The 24458-nt window shown below is 40.9% G+C and carries 18 protein-coding genes; 9 read left to right on the top strand and 9 right to left on the bottom strand.

All coding sequences use genetic code 11. The features are described 5' to 3' along the window. The first annotated feature begins 3 nt into the window (after nt 1–3). The 3 genes from AL038_RS00970 to moaB all read left to right on the top strand — a co-directional run bounded on the left by AL038_RS00970 (nt 4) and on the right by moaB (nt 2355). Complete coding sequence (locus AL038_RS00970; protein ID WP_062147689.1) at nt 4–543, top strand: YfiR family protein; 540 nt, start codon at nt 4–6, stop codon at nt 541–543. Between the two features lie 87 nt (nt 544–630). Then, a complete protein-coding gene (locus AL038_RS00965; protein ID WP_145917035.1) occupies nt 631–1710 on the top strand; it encodes a hypothetical protein in 1080 nt (359 codons plus the stop codon). A gap of 123 nt (nt 1711–1833) precedes the next feature. Next, nucleotides 1834–2355, top strand: a complete 522-nt coding sequence (moaB, locus tag AL038_RS00960; protein WP_062155285.1) for a molybdenum cofactor biosynthesis protein B — start codon at nt 1834–1836, stop codon at nt 2353–2355. A gap of 14 nt (nt 2356–2369) precedes the next feature. On the opposite strand, the gene AL038_RS00955 is transcribed toward moaB, so the two are convergent. Continuing rightward, a complete protein-coding gene (locus AL038_RS00955; protein ID WP_062147683.1) occupies nt 2370–5165 on the bottom strand; it encodes a HEAT repeat domain-containing protein in 2796 nt (931 codons plus the stop codon). A gap of 147 nt (nt 5166–5312) precedes the next feature. Between AL038_RS00955 and AL038_RS00950 the strand changes: the two genes are divergently transcribed. After that, a complete protein-coding gene (locus AL038_RS00950) occupies nt 5313–6302 on the top strand; it encodes a DUF488 domain-containing protein (RefSeq protein WP_062147680.1) in 990 nt (329 codons plus the stop codon). 265 nt (nt 6303–6567) lie between these two features. Here the strand turns inward: AL038_RS00950 and AL038_RS00945 are convergent, their stop codons facing one another. Beyond that, complete coding sequence (locus AL038_RS00945; RefSeq protein WP_062147677.1) at nt 6568–7008, bottom strand: arsenate reductase ArsC; 441 nt, start codon at nt 7006–7008, stop codon at nt 6568–6570. Beyond that, on the bottom strand, nt 7005–8081 hold the full coding sequence (arsB, locus tag AL038_RS00940; RefSeq protein ID WP_062147674.1) for an ACR3 family arsenite efflux transporter: 1077 nt from the start codon (nt 8079–8081) through the stop codon (nt 7005–7007). Before arsB ends, AL038_RS00945 begins: the two co-directional genes overlap by 4 nt. A gap of 203 nt (nt 8082–8284) precedes the next feature. On the opposite strand from arsB, the gene hemH reads away from it, so the two are divergent. Together hemH and AL038_RS00930 are read left to right on the top strand one after the other, a co-directional pair. Beyond that, on the top strand, nt 8285–9379 hold the full coding sequence (hemH, locus tag AL038_RS00935) for a ferrochelatase (protein ID WP_062147671.1): 1095 nt from the start codon (nt 8285–8287) through the stop codon (nt 9377–9379). A gap of 85 nt (nt 9380–9464) precedes the next feature. After that, nucleotides 9465–13688 (top strand): glycosyltransferase, encoded by a 4224-nt coding sequence (locus AL038_RS00930; RefSeq protein WP_161575406.1) that lies wholly within the window; start codon nt 9465–9467, stop codon nt 13686–13688. Between the two features lie 72 nt (nt 13689–13760). Here the strand turns inward: AL038_RS00930 and rsfS are convergent, their stop codons facing one another. The 6 genes from rsfS to rpmH form a co-directional block, all read right to left on the bottom strand. Further along, nucleotides 13761–14141, bottom strand: coding sequence for a ribosome silencing factor (rsfS, locus tag AL038_RS00925; protein WP_062147665.1), 381 nt, complete (start codon nt 14139–14141; stop codon nt 13761–13763). Between the two features lie 62 nt (nt 14142–14203). Next, on the bottom strand, nt 14204–15526 hold the full coding sequence (locus AL038_RS00920) for a TolC family outer membrane protein (RefSeq protein WP_062147662.1): 1323 nt from the start codon (nt 15524–15526) through the stop codon (nt 14204–14206). 278 nt (nt 15527–15804) lie between these two features. Beyond that, the gene (yidC, locus tag AL038_RS00915; RefSeq protein ID WP_062147659.1) at nt 15805–17499 is read right to left on the bottom strand and encodes a membrane protein insertase YidC; all 1695 of its coding nucleotides are present in this window, start codon (nt 17497–17499) and stop codon (nt 15805–15807) included. Further along, a complete protein-coding gene (gene yidD / locus AL038_RS00910; protein WP_062147657.1) occupies nt 17492–17728 on the bottom strand; it encodes a membrane protein insertion efficiency factor YidD in 237 nt (78 codons plus the stop codon). Before yidD ends, yidC begins: the two co-directional genes overlap by 8 nt. Then, the gene (gene rnpA, locus AL038_RS00905; protein ID WP_062147655.1) at nt 17713–18081 is read right to left on the bottom strand and encodes a ribonuclease P protein component; all 369 of its coding nucleotides are present in this window, start codon (nt 18079–18081) and stop codon (nt 17713–17715) included. Before rnpA ends, yidD begins: the two co-directional genes overlap by 16 nt. Further along, complete coding sequence (gene rpmH, locus AL038_RS00900; protein ID WP_062147653.1) at nt 18081–18215, bottom strand: 50S ribosomal protein L34; 135 nt, start codon at nt 18213–18215, stop codon at nt 18081–18083. The genes rnpA and rpmH overlap by 1 nt, the downstream gene beginning before the upstream one ends. A gap of 300 nt (nt 18216–18515) precedes the next feature. Here rpmH and dnaA point away from each other — a divergent pair, with 300 nt between their 5' ends. From dnaA to aceE, 3 genes are all read left to right on the top strand, one after another. Continuing rightward, on the top strand, nt 18516–19874 hold the full coding sequence (gene dnaA / locus AL038_RS00895; protein ID WP_062147651.1) for a chromosomal replication initiator protein DnaA: 1359 nt from the start codon (nt 18516–18518) through the stop codon (nt 19872–19874). A gap of 130 nt (nt 19875–20004) precedes the next feature. Then, nucleotides 20005–21138, top strand: coding sequence for a DNA polymerase III subunit beta (gene dnaN, locus AL038_RS00890; protein WP_062147649.1), 1134 nt, complete (start codon nt 20005–20007; stop codon nt 21136–21138). Nucleotides 21139–21749: 611 nt separating this feature from the next. Next, nucleotides 21750–24419 carry a pyruvate dehydrogenase (acetyl-transferring), homodimeric type gene (gene aceE / locus AL038_RS00885; protein WP_062147647.1) on the top strand — a complete coding sequence of 890 codons (2670 nt, stop codon included), beginning with the start codon at nt 21750–21752 and terminating at the stop codon, nt 24417–24419. The last annotated feature ends 39 nt before the right edge of the window (nt 24420–24458 follow it).

Raw genomic sequence — 24458 nt, 5'->3', positions numbered from 1 at the left:
CAAATGCCAACACGTTTTTCTTATCAATTTGTATTAGTTAGCATGATATGGTTATGCTGCTATGCAGGCGTTGCTTATCCTGACGAACTAAATGATGAGTATGCCATTAAAACAGCCTTCATTTACAATGTGATACGCATGGTAGAATGGCCCGACGACCGTGAGGGCAACACAACACCTATTAGTATCTGTCTAATAGGCGAAAATTACTTTGGCGACTCACTAAATGCTTTAGAACGGAAAACAGTACGTGACCGACCGTTAGTGCTAAAAAAAAATATACAACTAAATACTGTTAAAAACTGTCATTTACTTTTCATTTCTGCATCAGAACGTAACAACCTTGCAACGATTTTTAGAACAGTTGCGCGTCTGTCTGTTTTAACCGTTGGTGATGTCGATTCATTTGCGGAAATGGGCGGAATTGTGAACTTATGGCGTGATGAAGAGCGAATTAAAGTAGAAGTGAATCTCAGTGCCGCAGAAAAAGTTAATTTAAAAATCAGCTCACGCCTTCTACAATTAGCCCGTGTTATTCAATAATTACTATCTTGCATTGAATACAGTTATTAATTTTTATATAAAACTGATGGTTAGCGATATATCTTTTTCACATTCTCATAAAAATCCATGCGCTGTCCTAACTGCAATCATACCCAAAAATACAAAGAAGGCTTGACCTGTAGCAAATGCCATTATCACTTTGTTCTTACAAGCAAAGTAGATGGAATTTCTGACTATGCGATGAAACAAATTATTCAGCGACTTTCAAGCGATGGGCAGTTTGTTTTCACCAAAGGACAGCTATTCGCAGAGATTGCACGACATTTTCGTTCAAAATCTAACAATACAGGATGTTTTATTGCTGGGTTACTGATTGCCGCATTCATTACAGCTATTTTATTATCAGATAAACTGGGTGGTTGGGCCTTTTTACTACCTGCTTGTCTCATTGTTATTACCAGCCTTTACGCATGGCTCGCCCGCAAAAAAATACGGGCTAAACGCGGTTTTACAATCACTAATCAGAAAATTACGGTCATTATCGATAAATACCAAACACAGCACCCGTTAACCGATTTAATGGCGGACGGTAAAGCCTTTTTACGACCAACCGTCAGTGAAAAAGAATCCAATATTGCTGAACAAACACTAAATGATGCAGAAGGCGTTCATTACGCGCCTGAGCATATTTTAGTGGTAGAACGTAATGATATGGTTGATATGCTCATTCGTAACCATTTCCATCTCCAGTGTAAAACAGCGGTCATCAGCCAATCAGGCTATCCTGCACATGTTTTTTCTGCGTGCAAACACTTTGTAAAAAAACAAGCGGATTTACCTATTTATCTTGTACATGACGCATCACTATATAGTTTTCAACTCATAGAAAAGCTAAAAAAAGAGCCACAATGGCAATTTGCCCATGACCGCTTGCAAGATTTAGGGTTTTCTCGCGATTTGGTAACAACGGCAAAAGGCGAACTGGGTTGGATGACAACCATTGCGAATAAATCCGTTGTTTTTACTAAAGAAGCTGAAAAAATGCTCCGCGAAGGAATGCGAATTCCACTCGATTCAGCCCCACCACGCGTATTAAATAATCTATTAGGAACAGCCGTTTTAACAGGTGCAATGCTACTTTTACCTGCATTATGGAATGAAAGCACAGCGGGAGATGGTGGAACAGAAAGCGATGATTTTGGTTAAAATTCAGTGGTGTTAAAAAAACGGATAATACCGCTTTAAGCCATGTTATCCGTGTTATTTTTGTCTTTACATTCTGAAAACTCAGTAAATCCTGATTCAGAAAAACACAAGGGGGATTATGCTATGTCAACAACACGAGAATTTAAGCCGATTAACATTGCGATATTGACTATTTCCGATACACGCACTGAAACAGATGATACGTCAGGACATTTATTAGTAGAAAAACTGACTGCGGCAGGACATCAATTAGCCGATAAAGCCATTGTTAAAGATGATATTTATCATATTCGAGCGATTGTATCACGCTGGATTGCAGATACAAATGTTCACGCTATTATCAGCACAGGCGGTACAGGTGTTACAGGACGCGATGGCACACCAGAAGCAATTAAACCCTTATTAGATAAAGAACTAGACGGTTTTGGCGAAATTTTCCGCATGATTTCTTACGAAGAAATTAAAACATCAACGATACAATCGCGTGCAATCGCAGGGGTTGCTAATGGAACGTATATTTTTTGCGTTCCCGGTTCATCAGGGGCTTGTCGCACGGCATGGGATAAATTGATTCAAGACCAATTAGATTATCGTCACCGTCCTTGCAACCTAGTAGAACTCATGCCACGTTTGTTAGAGAAATAGCATGATACTTACAATTAATGTTCACTTATTACAACACACTGTTGTAGCTCTAATTTATCCAATGTCCACAGAGCCGTTTCATGAATAATTTCCTCCTGACACGGAATAATATTTTTAACTGCGTCATAAAACGAAATATCAGACATTTGTCCTATACGAAATAAAACACAAGCACGCGTCCACACCGTGCCTTGTTCTCTAGGACGTTCTAATAAAGCTAACAAACGCTGTTCACGGCTTAACACAGCTTGTGGGAAATAACTTTGTAAATGTTGCAATTGTTGGCTTAATGGCACATCGTCTAACAGCGGAAACAACAAGGTTTTTAATTCCTGTGCTAATAAATTGTCTAAGGCTTCCAATGCGTAAGCACGTCGTTCTTTTAACACCGCTTTTGGCAAACTTAATAATAATTCCGCTTTTGCCCGTTGAATAGAACGTTTGGGATAGATAAAAGATAATAAGGCAAAAATCTGCAATAAATTTTCTTTTATATCTTGTTGTAAGGCACGGATTAATAAATCATCAGCAGGCGCATTACCAATATCACGAATACTTGCAAGCATATATGCAATGTCTGCAGTCGCGGTTTGTATTAACGCTATCGTCTGCATTTTTTCAGCGTGGCTTTCCGCTTGATACCCACAAATAACTAATGATTCAAATGCTTGCTGCCGCACTTCTTGAATAGGAAACGCAGTTTGTTGTTGGAGAAAAGCCTGCATGTGTTCGCCACCAACCCGCCCACAAACGCGCAATAAACGAATACGAGCAAAATGATTAAGCGTATTAGAGTGAAATATATCAGTAATACAAGGGAGTGCATCCTCACCAAATTGAGTTAAAACGACAGTAACCGAATTTCGTAAATTATAATAAGCAAGGTTGTCGATTAACAAAGGAATTAATTTAGGCGTTTTTAACTTGCTGGTTGCAATAATCGCTTGTTGACGCACTTTTAAATCATTGTCTTGTAATAAGACTTGTAGCGGGCGGTAAAAAGTAGTAATACCAATATCGCCTAATACTTCAGCGGCGAATTTTCTATCAATAACATCAGGAGAGTTTAATAAACAATTCAATATTTCGCCTGCGGCTAAAATACCGTCTAATCCACTACTGCGTAATAATCCAACCATTGCACCTTTTTTAATAGCTAAATCATCTGCCTGTAAATAATTAATAACAAATTCAACCGCTTCAGACTCTTGTAATGCACATAAGGCTCGTAAGCCTGCCCCCTTTGCAATAGCATCCGTTTCCTTAATAATACATTGTTTTACTTCAATTATTGCACGAGTGATTAAATGCTTTTCAATTTTTTGCAACACACTAATTCGTACCATACTACTAGGATGTTTTAATAAATTGATGAGTGTATCAACTAACGATTGATGTTCAAGCTCTTCTAACAAAGCTAAACAATACACGACCTCTGTCGGGTGTGAACTGGCTAACCCGCGTTGTAAAACAGCAATACTTGACCCATCATGTAACGCTAACGCACCTCTGTCTAACTTATGCTTTACTAAAGCATTTAACAACACATGGGTATATTCCTGACGCAATAATGCAGCGGTTGCAATCCACCCCAGTAAAATAAAAAGGGTAATATAAACAATTTGTAACCCAGTTAAGTGCAATACATTATTTAACACCAATAAAATAACCCCCGCTAATCCGACAGCTAATGGTTCAATAATGGACTCGCGCAACCCTTGAATATATAAACGCTCACTGGGTAAAAAAGGTTGATATAAAATGCGAAAAGTTGGGGTTTCTAGGGAAATACGTAAAACAACATCGGCCATTGTGGTTGCAACAACAACCCAAAAAAAGCCATTTGGTAACATGTGTAATTGTGCAAATACACTAGCAATGCCTAATCCGACTAAAACCACGCTAGGTAATGCCATTAAACCTAAACCAACACCATAACGGGTTAATAACTTACCCGATAAAATAGTCGTAAATAACAGATTAATAACACCTTGAACAGCGAAATAAGTTCCAAAAAAAGCTGCAATTGCCGTTTCACTGCGATATACCATTTCTACCGTGTCATAAAAAATAAAATCCGTAAAATTCGCGCCAATGGTAGAAACAATTGAGAGAATAAAAAATAGTTTTAAATAATGGTCTTGCCATAACTTACTAAGTGGCTTGCGTTCAATGTCTGTTTCTTCTTCAGGATTAAGCTGAAACTGATGTGCATAATGGCGGAGTGTGTAAAGCATAAATACCAACGACAATACGATACAAACGGCTGATAATAAAATTAAATGTACCGTTGACATGAAAGAGACTAATTGTGTCACCGTGATACCACCTAATACATCACCCGCGACTTCTCCGCCAATAATCAATCCAAATAACCGCTTGCCCTGTCTAACATTAAATAAAAATCCAATTAATGCCCAAAAAACTAAATTAATTAAGGTAAAATGCACGCCCCGCCATACCATTAACAACATGCCTAATGACTTTGCAGCTGTCAGCATAAAAAAAACATAAAACCCTAAAATGGCTACCAGTAAAAACAACATCATACTGATTAACAAGCGGGTTGAAGAAAGATAAGATTCTAAGCGCGCATAAATGATACCGACAAAAACAATAACAAAAGCAGATAAAATATAAACATAAGGTAATTGTTGCGTGCCGAAATTGGCTAAAAATGACGCATTGGCTATCGTGTCAAAAAAAACAATCGACACATCATTAAAGAAAGACTGCACCAGTAACAATAGTAATAAAGTGCCTTCTCCCGCGCGAACATTGAAGAAGGTTGCTAAAAACTTCTGTAACATGATGACGTGCCTTGCGTGCAAAAAATAAGATAAGATTTTTAAAATACTACGCAAGTTTTCTGCCAGTCTATGATAAAATGAATTATTACAAATAGTTAGCTATCCTCTAGCATTTTTTCCGCCCATAATTTTTTTATTAAGATACTTATGACACAACGCATTGAACAAATAAATACACCCTTAAGCCCTAATGAATTTCAAGAATTTGCACAACATGAAGCGATTGTTAAAGAAGGCTTACAAACCTTTTACGATATTGGCGAAGCCTTATTGACGATTCGGGATAAACGTTTATACCGTGCTGAATTCAACAGTTTTGAAGAGTATTGTCAAGAAAAATGGGGCTTTGTTAGACGACAAGCAGACAGGCTGATTCAAGCCTTCGAAGTGACAGAAAATTTACGTCCTGTCGGTTTAACTGTTCCACATAATGAAGCGCAAGCCCGTCCGTTGGCTAAGTTAGAACCCGAAAAACAACGCCAAGCGTGGCAGAAAGCGGTAGAAATGTCACCCGATGGAAAACCAACGTCTAAACAAGTAAAACAAGCCGTTAATGCGATTATTAAACAAGAAGAATCTCAAGAAACTGTTGAATTACCACAATATACACCATCAACACCCACCAAAAAAGAAGCCACAAACCTCTCGATTAACGCGCAATTTCACGCCAAATTAATGTGGAATTATCAACGCATGGGACTACAAAATTATCAACATTTCACCATGGGCTATGCACAACGAACATGGGAACAAGTCAGCGAGTTGTTACGACTAGCCAACGTCAGCGTTTTGGTTGATATTCGTCGCAACGCCATTAGTAGCGACTTTGCTTTTAATAAAGAAAGCCTTAGCACCAACTGTGCTGAATTAGGCATTACTTATTTACAACTGCCCGAGTTAGGCATTGATAGTGAAGAATCCAAAGGAATAAAAACCGTACCCACAGATAAAGTTTTATACGATAGTTATATCGACAGTTTGGGAAATAAAGGCATTATTAGCATTATCGAGCGAAACGTACCGTTACATCATGCGCGCGTCGTCTTTATGGATATTGCAGTTTCACCCATTGATACCTTACGAAATCGTATCGCGCTTGCATTAGAAGAGATTCATCTACAAATTTTTGACTTATAAAGATAAAGCATGAATAGGATTGATTTTCTAGTCTTAAGTAAGACTAATTCAGACAAGCCTTAAATATCAATATTGTCTGAATCAAAATTGACGGAATTGACAGAACTTAAAAGCATTCATTTTTCGTCTTTAATAATCTGCTTAATTCAGTGAGTTATGATTCAGATAAGTCTTTTAAAATAAATCCCCTTTTATCAAAGAGGAGTGAGCCATTTACCACTACCGAAAAACAGATAGCCCCCGTTTAGAACAGCAATATCCGTATTTATGCGGACACAGATTTTAAACCTGTTGCAATAAAGGCTTGTACTTGTCTTTTAATTGCATCACGGATTTCACGTATTTGCTGCAATTTTTCTGCGTCTGTTCCTGTAAAACGCGAAGGGTCGGGGAAATTCCAATGAATTCTCTGGGTTTTTGCAGGAAAAATAGGGCAACGCTCGGCACTGGTTTCGTCACAAACCGTGATAGCATAATCAAAACAGTTACCTGCTGTTATCACGGCATCAACGGTTTGCGTGGTTTTCTGGCTTAAATCAATACCCACTTCTTGCATGGCTTGTATAACCAAAGGATTTAATTGCCCCGCTTCAATACCCGCACTTTCCGCATGATAGGCGGGTAACGCGAGATGATTAAACCATGCCTCCGCCATTTGGCTACGCGCACTATTATGAATGCAAACAAAAACAACCCGTAAACTCATGATGTAATGCTCCGCGTGTACCAATCGGCATTTTTATTGACCAAATAAACAACAAAAAGCATAACAGGTACTTCTACCAAGACTCCAACCACAGTTGCCAGTGCCGCACCTGATTGTAATCCAAATAAACTAATCGCCACAGCAACGGCCAATTCAAAGAAATTAGATGAACCTATCAAGGTAACAGGCGCGGTAATATTTAAAGGGACACGCCATAACCAAGCCCAATAATAGGCAATACCTGCAACCCCTACACTTTGAATTGTTAAAGGAATTGCAATCAAGAAGATAATAAACGGCTCTGATAAAATGGTTTGCCCTTGAAAACCAAACAATAATACAACGGTTAAGAGTAAACCAATAATAGTCAGTGGTTTGAGCTTCTCAGTCAATTGATTAATTTGTTGTTCATCACCTTGTTGCATAAGGCGAACGCGGGTGAAATAACCTGCAATAAGTGGAATAACAACATACAACAGTATGGATAATAACAAGGTTTCCCATGGAACAATAATATCACTCATACCAAGTAAAAAAGCGACGATTGGCGCGTAGGCAAAAACCATAATTAAATCATTTAAAGAAACCTGTACCAATGTATAAGTCGCATCGCCACGGGTTAATTGACTCCAGACAAAAACCATTGCAGTACAAGGGGCTGCACCTAGTAGTATCATTCCAGCAATATATTCTTTAGCATTTTCAGGGCTTACCCAATATTTAAATAAAATGTTAAAAAAGAACATGCCTAATAAAGCCATCGTAAAAGGCTTAATAAGCCAATTAGTAATAGAGGTAATAATCAAGCCTTTAGGGCGTTCACCAATATGTTTGAGTGCGTTAAAGTCCACATTAACCATCATGGGGTAAATCATAATCCATATCAGCACCGCAACCACTAAATTGATATGGCTCAGTTCTATATAACTAATTAGCCTGAAAAGCGCAGGAAACACATTGCCCAAAAAAATGCCGATAATAATGCAAAGCGCAACCCATAGGGTTAAATAACGTCCGAAAATGCCTAACGGGTCAGAATTTGCTTGTTGAATCGCTGTAGAGTGTGGATTCATAATGAATCAGCTTGCCATTTGTAAAAAGAAGGTTTGTGCATTATATATTCGCTTTAGCAGATAATATAGGTAATCATTAAATTTTTTCTCGATTATATAAAAACTATTTAAATCAAAACTCGTAAAATCTCTTGCATTCGCTGCATTTAAAGACAAACTTAAGTTTTACCACTTTTATAACCAACCATATATTCAACATAACAATGAAAAGCTACTTAAATACAACCAATTATAATCACAATACGATTCCAACGACAGGCGTTTTACTAATGAACTTAGGCACGCCCGATGCGCCGACAGCCCCCGCATTGCGTCGTTATTTAGCCGAGTTTCTTGCCGACCCGCGTATTACTGAGTTACCACGCTGGTTGTGGTGGTTTATTTTACATGGGATTATTTTACGTACCCGTCCTGCAAAATCGGCTAAAAAATATCAACAAATTTGGACAGATGCAGGCTCTCCTTTGCTTGCTACCAGCTATATTCAAGTTGATAAATTACAAGCGATTTTAGCGGAAAAATTTCAATCTCCCGTTGTCGTTGCGATGGGAATGCGTTATGGAAACCCCTCTATTGCCGCAGGATTAGAACAATTGCGTCAAGCACAGGCACAACGTATTCTTTGCTTACCGCTTTATCCACAATATTCATCTGCATCAACAGGTTCTACGTTTGATGCGCTTGGCGATGCACTAAAAACATGGCGTTGGATACCCGATATTCATTTTATTACGCATTATCATGATTTCCCTCCTTATATTCACGCACTCGCAAACAGCATTCAAACCCATTGGGCAACACATGGACAGCCCGATAAATTATTATTTTCTTTTCATGGGATTCCAAAACGTTTTTTCTTATCAGGCGACCCGTATCATTGCGAATGCTATAAAACAGCGCGTTTAGTGGCGGAACAATTGGGATTGACGGAAGCGCAATGGCAAGTTGTGTTTCAGTCCCGTTTTGGGCGCGAGGAATGGCTAAAACCATACACCGACGAAACCTTAATTCATTTAGCAAAAACAGGTGTTAAACGGGTTGCGGTTATCTGTGCAGGTTTTTCCGTAGATTGTTTAGAAACATTAGAAGAAATTGATATAGAAAATCGGGCATTATTTTTACAAAATGGCGGTGAAACCTTTCATTACATTCCCGCCTTAAATGCGGATGATTTACACATTCAAGCCCTAGCTGCGTTAGTTATTAAATATACACAAGGTTTTGAAGATAAATCACTCATTACATTACAAAATGAGGCAGAACAGCGCGTAAAATTAGCCGAGAAAAGACAATCCTAAATGAGCGGATTAGGCACTGCCCACATCCCTTGCTTTCACGTACAATGCACAGCATTTCATGTTATTGATTGAGGAGTTATTACTCGTGCAACTGATTGTTTTAGGTATGCACCGTGCGGGTACGTCTAGCGTCGCGCGTTTGCTAAATATGATGGGGGCTTATTTCGCCCCCGAGAAAAGCAGCTCCCCCACTAAATCCGCGTTACCCGCCACCGAAGATAATCCTAAAGGCTATTGGGAGCGGTGGGATGTCGTGCATACCAACGAAGAGATTATGCAGGCAATGGGCTTGGAATGGGACAGAATCAGCACTTTTAGTGCCGAACAGGTTACGCCTGACATTGTGAGCCGTTTTAAACCTGCAGTGCAAGAAATTATTGCAGGGTTAGACAGTTATCGTCCATGGATGATAAAAGACCCACGTTTAGCCATCACCTTGCCCGTTTGGTTGCCATTGTTAGAAGTTCCCGTATTTTTGTTTGTACATCGCAGTCCGATTCAAGTTGCGCAATCCTTACAAAAACGGGATGGCATCAGCATTCCCGCTGGGCTTGCTTTATGGGAAAAATACACATTACATGCGTTACAAGCAACACAAGGTTTACCACGACTCATTGTTTCTTATGAGCATTTAATGCGTGAACCTGTCGCAACAGTTCAAGCCTTGTATGCACAATTAAGCAACTTAGGTGTTCAAGGCTTACATTTACCCACAGACCGCGAAGTATTGGCATTTATTGACCCACAATTATATCGCCAACAAGGAGATAGTACGCTACAACGCGGGTATGTGAATTATTGTCAATGGCAACTACTGCAATGGTTTGAAGATAACAGTATTTTTGTCAAACCCATTCCTTTGTTATCACATGGGGCAAGCGATGAATTACAAGCCTATGAAACACAGCAGGAAAATGCAGAAGCACAAGCGATTCAGCAACAAATAGCCATTGCCAAGCATGTAGCCAGTTTGCAAGATAGCCAAGACACCGTGCAGTGTTTAGAACAGCGTATATATACGTTAGAACAAGAAATTACGCGGTTAAACCAGATAATTTCTCAGCAACAACAAGGGTTACAAACGTTAAAACAAGCGATAACAGAGAAAGATAACTACATTCAGCAACAAGCTGAGTTTATTGCTAAATTACAAACGCGTGACATCGTCCAACAAGAAGAAAAACAAACAGCGCATACCCAACATCAAACAGAATTAAACCACTTGCAACAATGTCTGAACGACTTGCACGAGCGTTACCAAAGCCAGTTAATGCAGGTAAAACAACTACTTGATAAGTTACAAGTGAATTATCGCACGCTACAACAGCGTTATAAACAACAAGACCAAACCATCGGCGAATTAACAGCAAATAATCGTCGTCAAACGCATCATCTGGAACGTTTAAATCACTGGGTAAATTCATTAGGCGTTAATATTCAAGCAACTTTTAACTCGCTGACGTGGAAAATTGGCAATACAGCAACGAATATGTTGCTAACACTTATGCTAAAAAAACAAGGACTCACGGCAAAAGATAGCATTCAGCGGGTGTTAATGGAAATTGCCGACTGGCGGTCACGGTTTCAAACACAAAATGCAGTATTGAGTTTTCAAGAAACGGTGGACAATCCGCGTGATTATGCCCGTTGGTTTTCTACTTATGATGAATTAACGCCCACCTTAATTGAACAGGCAAAACAGTTTGTTGCGCAATGGATTAACCCGCCGTTAATTTCTATTGTGATGCCAACCTACAACCCGCCCGAAGCCTTTTTACGGGATGCGATTGAATCCGTACAAGCACAGATTTATCCGCATTGGGAATTGTGTATTGCCGATGATGCTTCACCTAACGCCTCTGTACGCGAGGTATTGGCCGAATATGCCGCACAGGATGCGCGTATTAAAGTCGTTTATCGGACTGAAAATGGACATATTTCTGCGGCAAGCAATAGCGCGTTAGCCCTCGCAACGGGCGAATTCATCGCATTTATGGACCATGATGATACCTTAGCCGAACACGCGCTATTTTGGATGGCAAAAGATATTTTAGAAAATCCGTCAGCGATGTTGTGGTATTCCGATGAGGATAAAATTAATACGGCAAATGAACGCTATGACGTACATTTTAAACCTGATTGGAATCCTGATTTATTTTTATGTTACAACTTTGTTAATCACTTAGCGGTCTATCGCGCCAGTTTAATTCACCAAGTTGGTGGGTTACGCACGGGTTACGATGGCGCGCAAGATTATGATTTAGTTTTACGTTTATTACCGTTGCTGAACACAGCACAAATTCGCCATATTCCGCATGTGTTGTACCATTGGCGAGCGATTGAAGGCAGCACCGCCGTGAGTAGTAATGAGAAACCCTACGCACAAGTTGCTGCGCAAAAAGCCATTCAAGAATATTTAGATACTCAAGGTATTAATGCAACCGTGTTAGACGCGCCTGAATTAAAAGGTGCGAATCGAGTGAAATATGTATTACCTGAAAAATTACCTTTAGTTAGTTTATTAATTCCTACTTTTAATGGGTTAGCTGTATTAAAAGTTTGTATCGACAGTATTTTGGCAAAAACAGATTATCCTGCGTATGAAATTATTATTGTTGATAATAATAGTAACGATGCGGATACATTAGATTATTTACAAATGCTGGCGGATAGTGGTAAAGCACGGATTATTCGGTATCCAAAAGCGTTTAATTATTCAGCAATTAATAATTTAGCGGCTGAATATGCAAATGGAACGTTGATTGGTTTGTTAAATAATGATTTAGAAGTTATTTCTCCCGATTGGTTAAGCGAAATGGTAGGACAAGCCCTGCGCCCTGAAGTAGGTGTCGTGGGCGCACGTTTATGGTATCCAAACAATACCTTGCAACATGGTGGGGTGATTGTTGCGTTGGGTGGCGTTGCAGGACATTCGCATAAGTATTTTCCGAAAAATGATGCGGGTTATTTTGGACGGGCTGTTTTACAACAAAACTTTTCTGCTGTCACTGGCGCATGTATGATTATGCGGAAAGAAGTCTATTTTGCAGTCAATGGGTTAGATGCAGTCAATCTACGCGTTGCCTTTAATGATGTAGATTTTTGCCTGCGTGTGCGGGAAAAATTAGGGTTGTGGAACGTGTGGACACCTTATGCAGAGCTGTATCACCATGAATCAATTAGTCGTGGTAAGGAAGATACACCAGAAAAAATTCAACGCTTTCAAAGCGAAATGGATTACATGAAACAGCAGTGGGAACACAGTTATTTAGGAGAACCGCCAAATGACCCTGCATATAACCCGAATTTAACCGTTGTGAGTGAGGATTTTGCATTAGCTTGGCCACCGCGCGTTTTGGGTTTGTTGCCAACAATTTTGCATAGTCGAGATAAATCGTATTTAAAACAGTCGCTATCAATAACAGATACCACTGTAGAAGCGGTTATGCCAACGCTAGGAACAGAAACGTTACCTTCTGAATCTTCTGATAATCTATTTATGTTACCACCGCCGCCTACCTTGGAAGCTTTGTTGACAGAGGATATTTTCACCGTCAGCACATCAACAGCCATGCGTGTAGGCAGAAAACCACCCCAACGTCCGCCCATCGGTTCTTTACTCCATCGTAACGCAGGTTATCAACAGTTGCAGGGCTATGGTTTAGAAATTGGGGCATTACATTTGCCTGCTCTGTTGCCTGAATCGTGCGAGATTGCCTATGCGGATGTGATAAGTCGTGAACAAGCGGGGCAGATTTTTACGGAATTAAATCCTGCTGAATTGGTTGATGTTGATTATGTGTTGGATGTAGATAATGATGGATTGGGACTATTTGCACCTAAAACTTTTGATTTTGTGATATGTGCGAATGTGTTGGAAGATACGGCAAATCCCATTAAGGCCTTGCGTGGTTTATTCCGCATTGTGAAAACAGGGGGATATGTCGTTTTGGCGGTGCCTGATAAACGTTATTCAATTGATAAAAATCGGGATTTAAGTACATTTAGCCAATTGTTACAGGCATATCAAAATAATGTGTGTGTGGTTAGCGATGCACAATATTTAGACTTTTTTGTGCATATTCATCAAGAGGTTTTTAATAATGTGCGGCGAGAAGAGGAGTTGCAATCACATCTTGCGCATGTGCGCCGACGGCGGGAAAACGTACAAGTGTGGGATTGTCCGCATTTTGCAGCGTTTTTACGGCAAACCCTAGATATTTTAAATATTCAAGCAACTCTGGTTTATGAGAGTACCGCAGAGCAGAATTCGTTGGAATATTTCGCCGTGTGGCAAAAACAAAGTTGATGTATTGTGTTAAGGGCGAATGGATTCGCCCATATTTTGTAGCGTCGTGAGAAATCGCGGCTCTGTGTGTTTTTATACTGCTGAACGATGTGGCATTAATCGTTGCATATAAGGGCTGTTTGCGGCGGCTTCGGATTCTGTCCAGAGTTTTTCAATTTGATAGAAATCGCGAACCGTAGGTTGCATCACATGCACAACCACATCGCCTAAATCAATCAATGCCCATTCTCCAACGTCTAAGCCTTCTTGTCCTAATGGGCGCATTCCGTTGGCTTTTGCCTTTTCCACGACATTATTGGCTAATGCACTGACTTGACGGCTAGATTGCCCCGTCGCAACGACCATGTAGTCGGTAACATTACTTAACTGACGCACATCTAATACTTTTAAATCATGTGCTTTTAAATCTTCTAAGGCTGTTTGTACAATCGTCAGCAGTTGTGCAGATTCCATATTACTCCATCAATAGGCAGATAACTGCCCCTGTCAATAAATTGCGCATTATAACGCTCTAATCAATCTTTCTGTATTGCCGCTTCGGTTGGACGCGGAATACTTAAAGTTTGTAATAACATGCCTGAACTTTCTAATACATTAAACAGGCTTAATAATTCAGTGTATTGTCCCGCTGTGAGGGTTGAACGCGCACTGAATAATTCATTTTCTGAATCTAACACGTCTAAGAGGCTGCGTTGTCCTAGTTTAAATTGCTCACGGTATGAGGATAAAACTAAGCTTGTTGCATCAACATGTTGTTGAATATATTGCAAGCGTTCCCGAATGGTTATCATGCTGTTCCAAGCGAGTTTAGCATTTTCTTCTACAATGCGTTGATTACGGCGTAGTGTTTCTTTTGCGACATCGATGCGTTTTGCAGTTTCGGCGCGTTTAGCACTGTCAGCACCGCCTTTGTAGAGGTTGTAACGCATTTTTAACATAGCACTTAAATCATCATTGTCGCCTTCAACCCCATCTAAATTTTCGTTTTTACTCGCGCCTAATTCTACATAAACATGCGGCATGTAATTTGCGCCAGATTGTTGGTAAGCGGCTTCAGCAGCGGCTAAGTCTGCTTGGGCTGAGAGTATGGAAGGGTGATTTTGTAAGGCAAGATCGATTAAGGCTTCTATACTTCTTGGGATTGCTTGGCGAACTGCATCTGTATTAACTTTCTCTAAGTTTTTGGGCAACTCATCTGTTACACGTTTATAGCTGGCTTCTGCGTCGCGTAAATTCCCTTGTGCATTAATGAGATTAGAGTTAGCAAGGGCTAGACGGCTTTCCGTTTGTTGCAAATCGGCTTTACCCCTTGCGCCACTTTCTACTACTTCGCGCACTTGGTCTAACGTTTTTTGATGCGTTACTAAATTGTCTTTTGCTAATTCGAGTAGTTCTTTCCGACGAAAAACGTCGATATAGACTTCAGTCGTGCGTAATGCAATGATTTCTGAAACATCTGCAACACGATGCGCAGCGGATTCAACTTGCGCACTTTGATTTTCTACGGCATAGCGTGTGCTAAATCCATCAAATAAGGTTTGTGACACAGTTAAACTTAATTCACTGCGATTTAGGCTTCTATCGCCGCCTGTTTGTGCTTGAGTGGTTGGATTGTCACTTTTTTCTCGTCCATAACCACCATTTAATTCGATAGAAGGTAAATAGTTTGCGCGAGCTTGGCGTAGCGCTTGGTCAACTGCAAGCCGTGTGTTTGTGGTAATCAGTACATCAGGGTTATTGTTTAAAGTGCGTTTAATCACTTCTGGCAAGGTATCTGCTTGGGCGGGTTGTAGAAAAATACCCACTAGTAATAACGCACCAATTTGTTTTTTACTCATCGAACTGTCCTCAATCATGACGGTTTACAGTAATATCGTTAGAAACATAAGCCTTTCATTTTTTCCCTGATTCTAGCATTAATTTTCTTTTTCTTCTGTGTGAGACTGCATTTAACGGTGCTAATTTTTATCTTTGAATTCTATTCATTCTGCAAATTTGGTTTGTGACACTATCACTTATACACTTTAACTTTATCTATATTTGCTAATAGGGTGACATTTGACAGGGTAAAAAAAAGGGTGAATCACTCACCCTTTTTTTATGGATTTAATGAGACTTAATCCAGTTTTACTTCACCAACTACTTTTTTCGTAATAACCCATTGTTGGGCAATAGATAAGCTGTTGTTTACAACCCAATATAATACTAAACCTGAAGGGAAAAAGGCAAAAAATACCGTAAATACTAAGGGTAATGCCATCATCACTTTTTGCTGCATTGGGTCTATAGGCGCAGGGTTAAGTTTTTGCTGTAATAACATGGTTGCGCCCATGATAAGAGGCAACACAAAGAAGGGGTCAGGACGCGATAAGTCGTTTAACCATAAAATAAAATCGGCTTGACGCAATTCTACACTTTCTAGTAACACCCAATATAAAGCAATAAACACGGGGATTTGTACCAAAATCGGCAAACAACCGCCCAAAGGGTTAATTTTTTCCTTTTTATACAAGTCCATGAGGGCTTGATTCATCTTTGCCCGATCATCGCCGTAACGTTCTTTAATTGACATTAAACGGGGTTGGACACGACGCATGTTTGCCATTGATTTGTAACTGGTTGCAGACAAATGGAAAAAGGCAAGTTTAATCATTAAAGTTAAAATGATAATTGCCCAGCCCCAGTTACCAAAGAAGCTGTGTAATAAGGAAAGTAACCAGAATAGGGGTTGTGAAATAAACCAGAACCAGCCGTAATCAACGGTGAGTTCCAATCCGGGTGCGAGCGCGCCTAAGTGGTCTTGAATTTTAGGGCCTGCATAAAATTGGAGATTAAATTCGTGTTCTGTTTTAGGGGCAATGGTTTCTAGTTGTCCATAAAACCCTAATACATACCGCTGTCCTTGTTTGATAACGTTGGTATAGTAGTTAAATAGTTGTTCTTTATCTGGAACCCACGCGCTGACAAAATAGTGTTGAATCATTGCCGCCCAGCCATTTGCCCAGCTTGGACGTTTTTCTTGATTCAGTTTGTCATCGTTGATGTTGGCGAAAGTTAATTTTTCATACCGACTGTTAGGGCTTGCTATTGCTCCCCCCATGTAAGTATGAATAAAACTGGATTGCCCTGCTTCTGCAACTTGGGTACGTTGGAATTGCGCGTATTGCCGTACTTGCCATGGTGCATCGCTATTATTTTTTACATGGTGTTTTACTTGTACGACATAACTGCCACGTGTAAAGGTATAGATTTTCTCAACTTGAATCCCTTGCGCATTGTGCCATGTTAAAACAACGTTTAAGGTTTGTTCGCCATCAGCTAAATGGTATTGCGTTTCTGTGCTTTGATAAACGGTTTGATGCGAAGGTGCATAGTCTGCGGGCAATAAACCAGACTGTGCAACAAACAGATTAGGCAGTGTATCGTTAAGTAGTTGAAAAGGTTTATTAGCTTCTTCTAAACTGACAGGATATTTAGGTAATGCAATTTGCCGAATATCCCCCCCAACGCTATTAATCTCTAGTTTTAAAACATCAGTTTCTACCGTAATGGCTGTTTGACGGGGCAATATGCTCTGGGTTGAAGGCACATCTGGCAAAGCAGTTGCGGTTGCTTGATGACTCTTATCTAAGATGCTGGGTGGCAATTCGTTAGCAGTATTTGTAACGGGATTACCATTCGCCGATAAAGGATTCATTGCAACAGGTGCAGTGCTTACAGGTTTTGGTCCGTAATCGAGTTGCCATTGTTGATAAATCAGTAACAAAATGAATAGCAGGGTAAAAATCAGGATGAGTCTGATATTATCCATGTTGATCAGGTTTCCTTCGCTCAGGCACAGGGTCATAACCACCCTCATGCCAAGGGTTACAACGGAACAAGCGTCTAATAGCTAACCATAAACCCTGTAGCACGCCGTGTTCACGGATGGCAATTTGGGCATATTCAGAACAGCTTGGGTGAAATCGACAATGTTGCCCTAGATAGGGGCTAATGAAAAGACGATAGCCTTGAATCAAGAGAATCAAGACTTTTTGCATTGTGCGGCTAACACCCGCCAATGCTTTGTTAATGAACATAACAGAGTGGAGTTATCAATGTCGGCTAAGTTTTGTCGGGCTAATACTACACAATCCAATCCCGCCAACGTGTGTTGATGAAGACGAAAACTATCACGTACAAGACGTTTAACGCGGTTACGCATAACCGCCAATTTAATCTGCTTTTTAGCAATTGCTAAACCCAGCCGAGCTTGTGGAAAGCCATTGGCACGGGCAAGCACTGTGAGATAGCGATCACCCGACTTATAGGACTTTTCAAAAACTTTTTTAAAATCGGCTGATTTTAGCAGACGTTGCTGACGGCTAAACGCATAATGCAGCACCTCGTCCATTAAGCACTCAGACGATGCCGTCCTTTTGCACGACGTGCTTTAATGATGAGTCTGCCGCTACGGGTTTGCATCCGCGCACGGAATCCGTGACGACGTTTACGAACAATAAGACTGGGTTGGAATGTTCTTTTCATGGGATTTCCCCTCTAGTAATCGAGTAGTTAAACAGACAATTGTATTTTTTCTGAAAAAACCTTGTCAATAGACGAAGGTCAAAAAAAAAAATTTGCTCAAGCATTTACCGATATATCATATTGATGTAAAAGCTAAATTTTAAACAACATTTCTTTATGAAAAAATATTTTTTTATAATAAAATCAATACCATTTTCAATAAATAGCAGGTTATTTAACAACTAGATTATACAGGGTAAGCAGTATAAACTCATTACCCCATTTTGTTTGTTTCTTAAATTTTATTTTTGGAGGTTTAAATTGGTATCCACAAAACTGTGGAGTGAGTGTCTAAAAACATTAGAGCGTGAGTTGTCAGGGCAAGACTTTAATGTTTGGATACGTCCATTACAAGCACTCGAAGACGCTCAAACTCTACGACTCCTTGCGCCTAATCGCTTTGTTATGGATTATGTAAAGCAACACTATAGTCAGCGTATCACGGATTTGTTAGTTCGTCTGCGTCCTAATGGTACGCCTCAACTCGCCCTGCAAGTCGGTAATAGTCGTGTTTCTGTCAGTAGTCCACCCCCCGCGCAAACGTTGAAAGTTATCAACACGACAGCGACAGTAGCTAGCACCGCGACAATAAGTCCTATTGTTAATCATCTCAATCCTAAATTACTCTTTAATCATTTTGTTGCAGGTAAATCAAATCAAATTGCCTTGTCCTCAGCCCAACAAGCGGCAACTGAACCAAGTCTTTATAATCCATTATTTATTTATGGTGGTGTTGGCTTAGGTAAAACCCATCTGATTCATGCTGTTGGTAATCAAATTTTACAAAAACAACCCTATTCGCGTGTTTTATACGTTCCTTCTGAACGATTCGTGAGTGAGATGGTGAAAGCCTTACATGAAAAAAAAATGAATGAATTTAAACGGCACTATCGATCAGTTGACACTTTATTAATTGATGATGTGCAGTTTTTTATGAATAAAGCCCAATCGCAAGAAGAGTTATTTCATACATTCAATTATTTATTTGATAATCAAAAACAAATTATTTTTACCTGTGATCGTCCGCCACAAAATCTACAAGGAATTGAAGAACGCTTAAAATCACGTTTTAGCTGTGGTCTAGCCGTTGCCGTAGAACAACCCGATTTAGAAACTCGAGTTGCCATTATTCATGCAAAAGCCCGTCTTGCCCAAACAGTGTTACCTGAAGAAGTGGCTTATTTTATTGCATATCATATTCAATCTAATGTGAGAGAATTAGAAGGTGCATTACACCGCATCATTGCGACCGCACGCTTTACTAACGCAGTTATTACCTTAGAGAATGTACAAGAAACATTAAAAGACCTGCTTAGTCATGCACAATCAGCGTTAATTACCTTAGCGATTATTCAAAAAACGGTTGCAGACTATTTTAGAGTACCTGTTTCAACCATGCGTTCACGTCAACGAACACGTCAAATTGCTAGACCACGTCAAATTGCGATGAGCTTAGCAAAAGAACTCACTCAACATAGCCTGCCTGAAATCGGTGACGCATTTGGTGGACGTGACCATAGCACCGTGCTTTATAGCTGTCGTACAGTCGCAAAACTCAAAACAGCCGACCAACAAATACAGCAAGACTATAGTCACTTATTAAAAAGACTTTCACACTAAAACAGATGGCATTTACGGCTTGCTGAAGCGCAAGATAATTCCCCTATTTAGAATTCCAAATGAAACGCTTATAATAAGTATCACTTATTTCCTTTAAGATTTAGTTGCTTAGCCTCAGCAGGAACGATTCATGAAATTAACCATAGTTCGTAAAGATTTAATAAACCCCTTAAAAATGGTCAATGGTGCTGTTGAGCCTCGTCAAACATTGCCTATTTTAGGCAATACCCTTGTTGAGGTAAAAGAGCAAACACTATACCTCACTGCAACTGATGCAGAAATTGAAATTTCCTGCTGTATCCCTTTAGATGCAGAAAACGAGATTGTAGAAGGGCGCACCACCATTCCTGCCCGTAAATTTCTTGATATTTGCCGTTCTTTAAACGATAGCACTCAAATTGAAATCCAAACCGATGCAGAAAGTCGTGTATCAATCAAATCAGGACGCAGTCGTTTTACATTATCAACGTTAAATGCAGAAGAATTTCCTACCCTTTCCGCCGATAAACAATCAGAAACAACGTTACGTTTTACATTCTCCGTTGCGCAACGCACACTCCGCGATTTACTAGCGCAAACCCAATTTTCTATGGCGCAACAAGATGTTCGCTACTATTTAAATGGTTTATTATTTGATTTAATGCCCGGTGAATTAGCGGTAGTCGCAACCGATGGACACCGTTTAGCGATGGCAAAAGAAACATTTACCTTAGAAGGGGTTGAGCCGACGCAAGTTATCATTCCGCGCAAAGCTGTCAACGAATTAGCACGAATGCTCAATGATAATGCTGACGCGCAAATTACCGTTTCTGTCTATGATAACTACATAAAATTTTCTTTTGCCGACCGTATCGTATTGAGCAGTAAGTTAATTGATGGGCGTTTTCCTGATTATCGCGGCGTGATTCCTGCCTATCCTGATAAATTTATAACAACTTCTTGCGATGTTTTAAAACAATCCCTATCACGCGCGTCCATTTTATCCAATGAAAAATATAAAGGTGTGCGCCTTAGTTTTAATCCACAACGGCTCATTATTACAGCCCGCAACCCCGAACAAGAAGAAGCAGAAGAAGAACTAGAAGTTGACTATGACGGTGAAGCCTTTGAAATTGGCTTTAATGTTACGTATTTACTAGACGTTTTAAACGCCATTATGACCAAAGAAGTTGAATTATGCTTTGGTGATATAAATGCCAGTTGCCTGATTAAACCGAAAGAGATTGAACACACCAAATACGTTATCATGCCAATGCGTTTATAAACTTGCTTGTTTTTATTAAAAAATCGTAACAGTAAATTCTCCACTGTGCAAAAGGTAGTGCTAAAAACAACAAATATCAGAATGTCTAAGTTAAGATTTCCAGAATTAGCAGGTACAAAAATAAGGTTAATAATTCTGGAAATTCTATCTTGTCTATTTAGCACTTCCAACACCTACCATTCTTACACCCCAGCTTAATATCCCCATCCTTAAATCATACAAACAGACAAAAATAAAGCTGTCTGAATCGTTTGGTATTCCTTATGTTGTTATGCAGCACAAGATTATTGGTTAGTTTATTCTGTTCTTACACGATAAATCGTATAATAGATAAATAATCAAGACATCCCAGCATGTCTATAGCAATAATGAATCCCACAACATACCAAAGGAATTCACACGCTACATTGTCGTTTTGACGTATTGGTAGGATTAACATAACCACTTGTTTATCCTACCGACACAACGCCTTATTTCCGCCTTTAGGCAAGGTTAGGAAATCGGGGATTTGGTCACTCAAAAGGTGTGCATCCCCCCTATCCCTCATCCTGTGCATTACATGCCCGCGATGAGTTTATTTTATTACCCAAATAATTAAGGAAGGACTTGTTATGGCAGAGTACCACGACATAGACCCACAAGAAACACAAGAATGGTTAGATGCATTAGAAGCCGTATTAGCCCGTGAAGGCTCTGAACGTGCGCACTTCTTACTCGAATCTTTAATCGAGAAAGCCCGCCGCTCAGGTACTTATTTACCCTTCAGCGCAAATACAGCCTATGTCAACACCATCCCCCGCCATTTGGAGGAACACAGTCCCGGAGATGCCGCCTTAGAATGGAATATCCGTTCTCTGATTCGCTGGAACGCCCTTGCTATGGTCGTCCGTGCTAATCGTAAAACAACAGAATTAGGCGGACACATCGCAAGTTTTGCATCCTCTGCGACTTTATATGATGTTGGTTTTAATCACTTTTTCCACGCACCGACCAGTCAACACGGTGGTGATTTAGTTTATATTCAAGGACACACCGCACCCGGTGTTTACGCCCGTGCCTTCTTAGAAGGACGCTTAACCGAAGAAAACCTAGAGTTTTTCCGCCAAGAAATTACCTCCGAGCATGGTCTATCTTCCTATCCGCACCCTTGGTTAATGCCCGATTTCTGGCAATTTCCTACTGTCTCCATGGGCTTAAGTCCCCTAATGGCGATTTATCAAGCCCGTTTCATGAAATACCTACATGACCGTGGCTTAAGCAATAATGAAGGGCGCAAAGTCTGGGCATTTATGGGCGATGGCGAAATGGACGAGCCCGAATCTTTAGGCGCGATTTCCCTCGCAGGACGAGAAAAACTCGACAACCTCGTTTTTGTCGTCAATTGCAACTTACAACGCCTAGATGGTCCTGTACGCGGTAACGGCAAAATTATTCAAGAGTTAGAAGCGGATTTCCGTGGCTCAGGTTGGAACGTCATTAAAGTCATTTGGGGGTCTTATTGGGACCCACTTTTTGCAATGGACACCGATGGTTTACTCGTCAAATTGATGGAAGAAACCGTCGACGGCGAATATCAGAATTACAAAGCCAAAGGCGGTGCTTATACCCGCGAACATTTTTTCGGTAAATATCCAAAACTCAAAGAAATGGTTGCCAATATGAGCGACGACGATATATGGCGACTCAATCGCGGTGGTCACGACCCGCACAAAGTCTATGCCGCTTATGCAGCCGCGACCAAACACACAGGACAACCCACCGTTATTCTTGCTAAAACCATTAAAGGCTACGGCATGGGCGGTGCAGGCGAAGCCCAAAATATCACCCACCAACAGAAAAAAATGGGGACGGAAGAGCTTAAAGAATTCCGTGACCGTTTCAATATTCCCATTCCTGACGACAAAATTGCTGACGCGCCTTTCTACCGCCCCGCCGAAGACAGCCCCGAAATGCAATACCTCAAAGCCCGACGCGAAGCCCTTGGCGGTTATCTCCCCGCCCGTCGACGCAATGCAGCCCCGCTCGAAGTGCCAGAACTCAACGCCTTTGAAAGCGTCTTACAAGGCAGTGGCGAGCGCGAACAATCCACAACGATGGCATTTGTCCGCCTGCTCACCATCCTCACCCGCGATAAAAATCTGGGTAAATACATTGTGCCTATCGTCCCCGATGAATCGCGCACATTCGGTATGGAAGGCATGTTCCGCCAACTCGGCATTTACTCCTCCGAAGGGCAAAAATACAGCCCCCAAGATGCCGACCAAATCATGTTTTATCGTGAAGATAAACAAGGGCAAATTCTACAAGAAGGTATCAACGAAGCAGGCGCGTTCTCCTCATGGATAGCCGCAGGTACTGCCTACAGCAATCATGGCATTAACATGATTCCCTTCTATATCTTCTATTCCATGTTCGGCTTCCAACGCATTGGCGACCTCGCATGGGCAGCGGGTGACATCCAAGCCCGTGGCTTCCTCGTTGGCGGTACATCAGGACGCACCACCCTTGCAGGCGAAGGCCTACAACACCAAGACGGACACAGTCACCTGATGGCAGAAACCATCCCCAACTGCGTCACCTACGACCCTACTTATGGCTATGAACTCGCTGTTATCGTCCAAGACGGTTTACGGCGCATGTACAAAGACCAAGAAAACATTTTCTACTACATCACCACCTTAAACGAAAACTACCCACAACCCGCCATGCCTGCCAACCTCGACACCACTGGCATCCTCAAAGGCATGTATCTACTTAAAGAAAGCGACGTTAAGAAAAAAGGCACGAAAAAAGTCCAACTCATGGGATGTGGCTCAATCCTGCGCGAAGTCATCGCAGGCGCGGAACTCCTCGCCCAAGACTTCGGCATACACGCCGATATCTGGAGCGTCCCCAGTGTCACCGAACTCCGTCGAGAGGGACTAGACACACAACGCTGGAATCTCCTCCACCCCGACCAAAAACCCAAACAAGCCTATATCAGCCAATGCCTAGAAGGACGTGCAGGCCCTGTTGTTATCGCCACCGACTACATGAAACTGTTCAGCGACCAACTCCGCCCCTTCATTACCCAACCCTACTACGTACTTGGCACCGACGGCTTTGGACGTAGCGACCGACGCACCGCCCTCCGCGCCTTCTTCGAAGTCGACCGCTACTACGTCGCTATCACCGCCTTAAAAGGACTCGCCGACATGGGCGATATACCCGTCAACAAGGTCACGGAAGCCATGCAAAAATATGGCATCAATCCCGACAAGCCCAATCCAACGACGGTATAACCCCCAACTCGCACTTGTTCCCCATAACGGGAACAAGTT

This window comes from Beggiatoa leptomitoformis, assembly GCF_001305575.3.
GTDB classification, from domain to species: domain Bacteria; phylum Pseudomonadota; class Gammaproteobacteria; order Beggiatoales; family Beggiatoaceae; genus Beggiatoa; species Beggiatoa leptomitoformis.
This window is presented reverse-complemented; position numbering and strand designations above follow the sequence as displayed.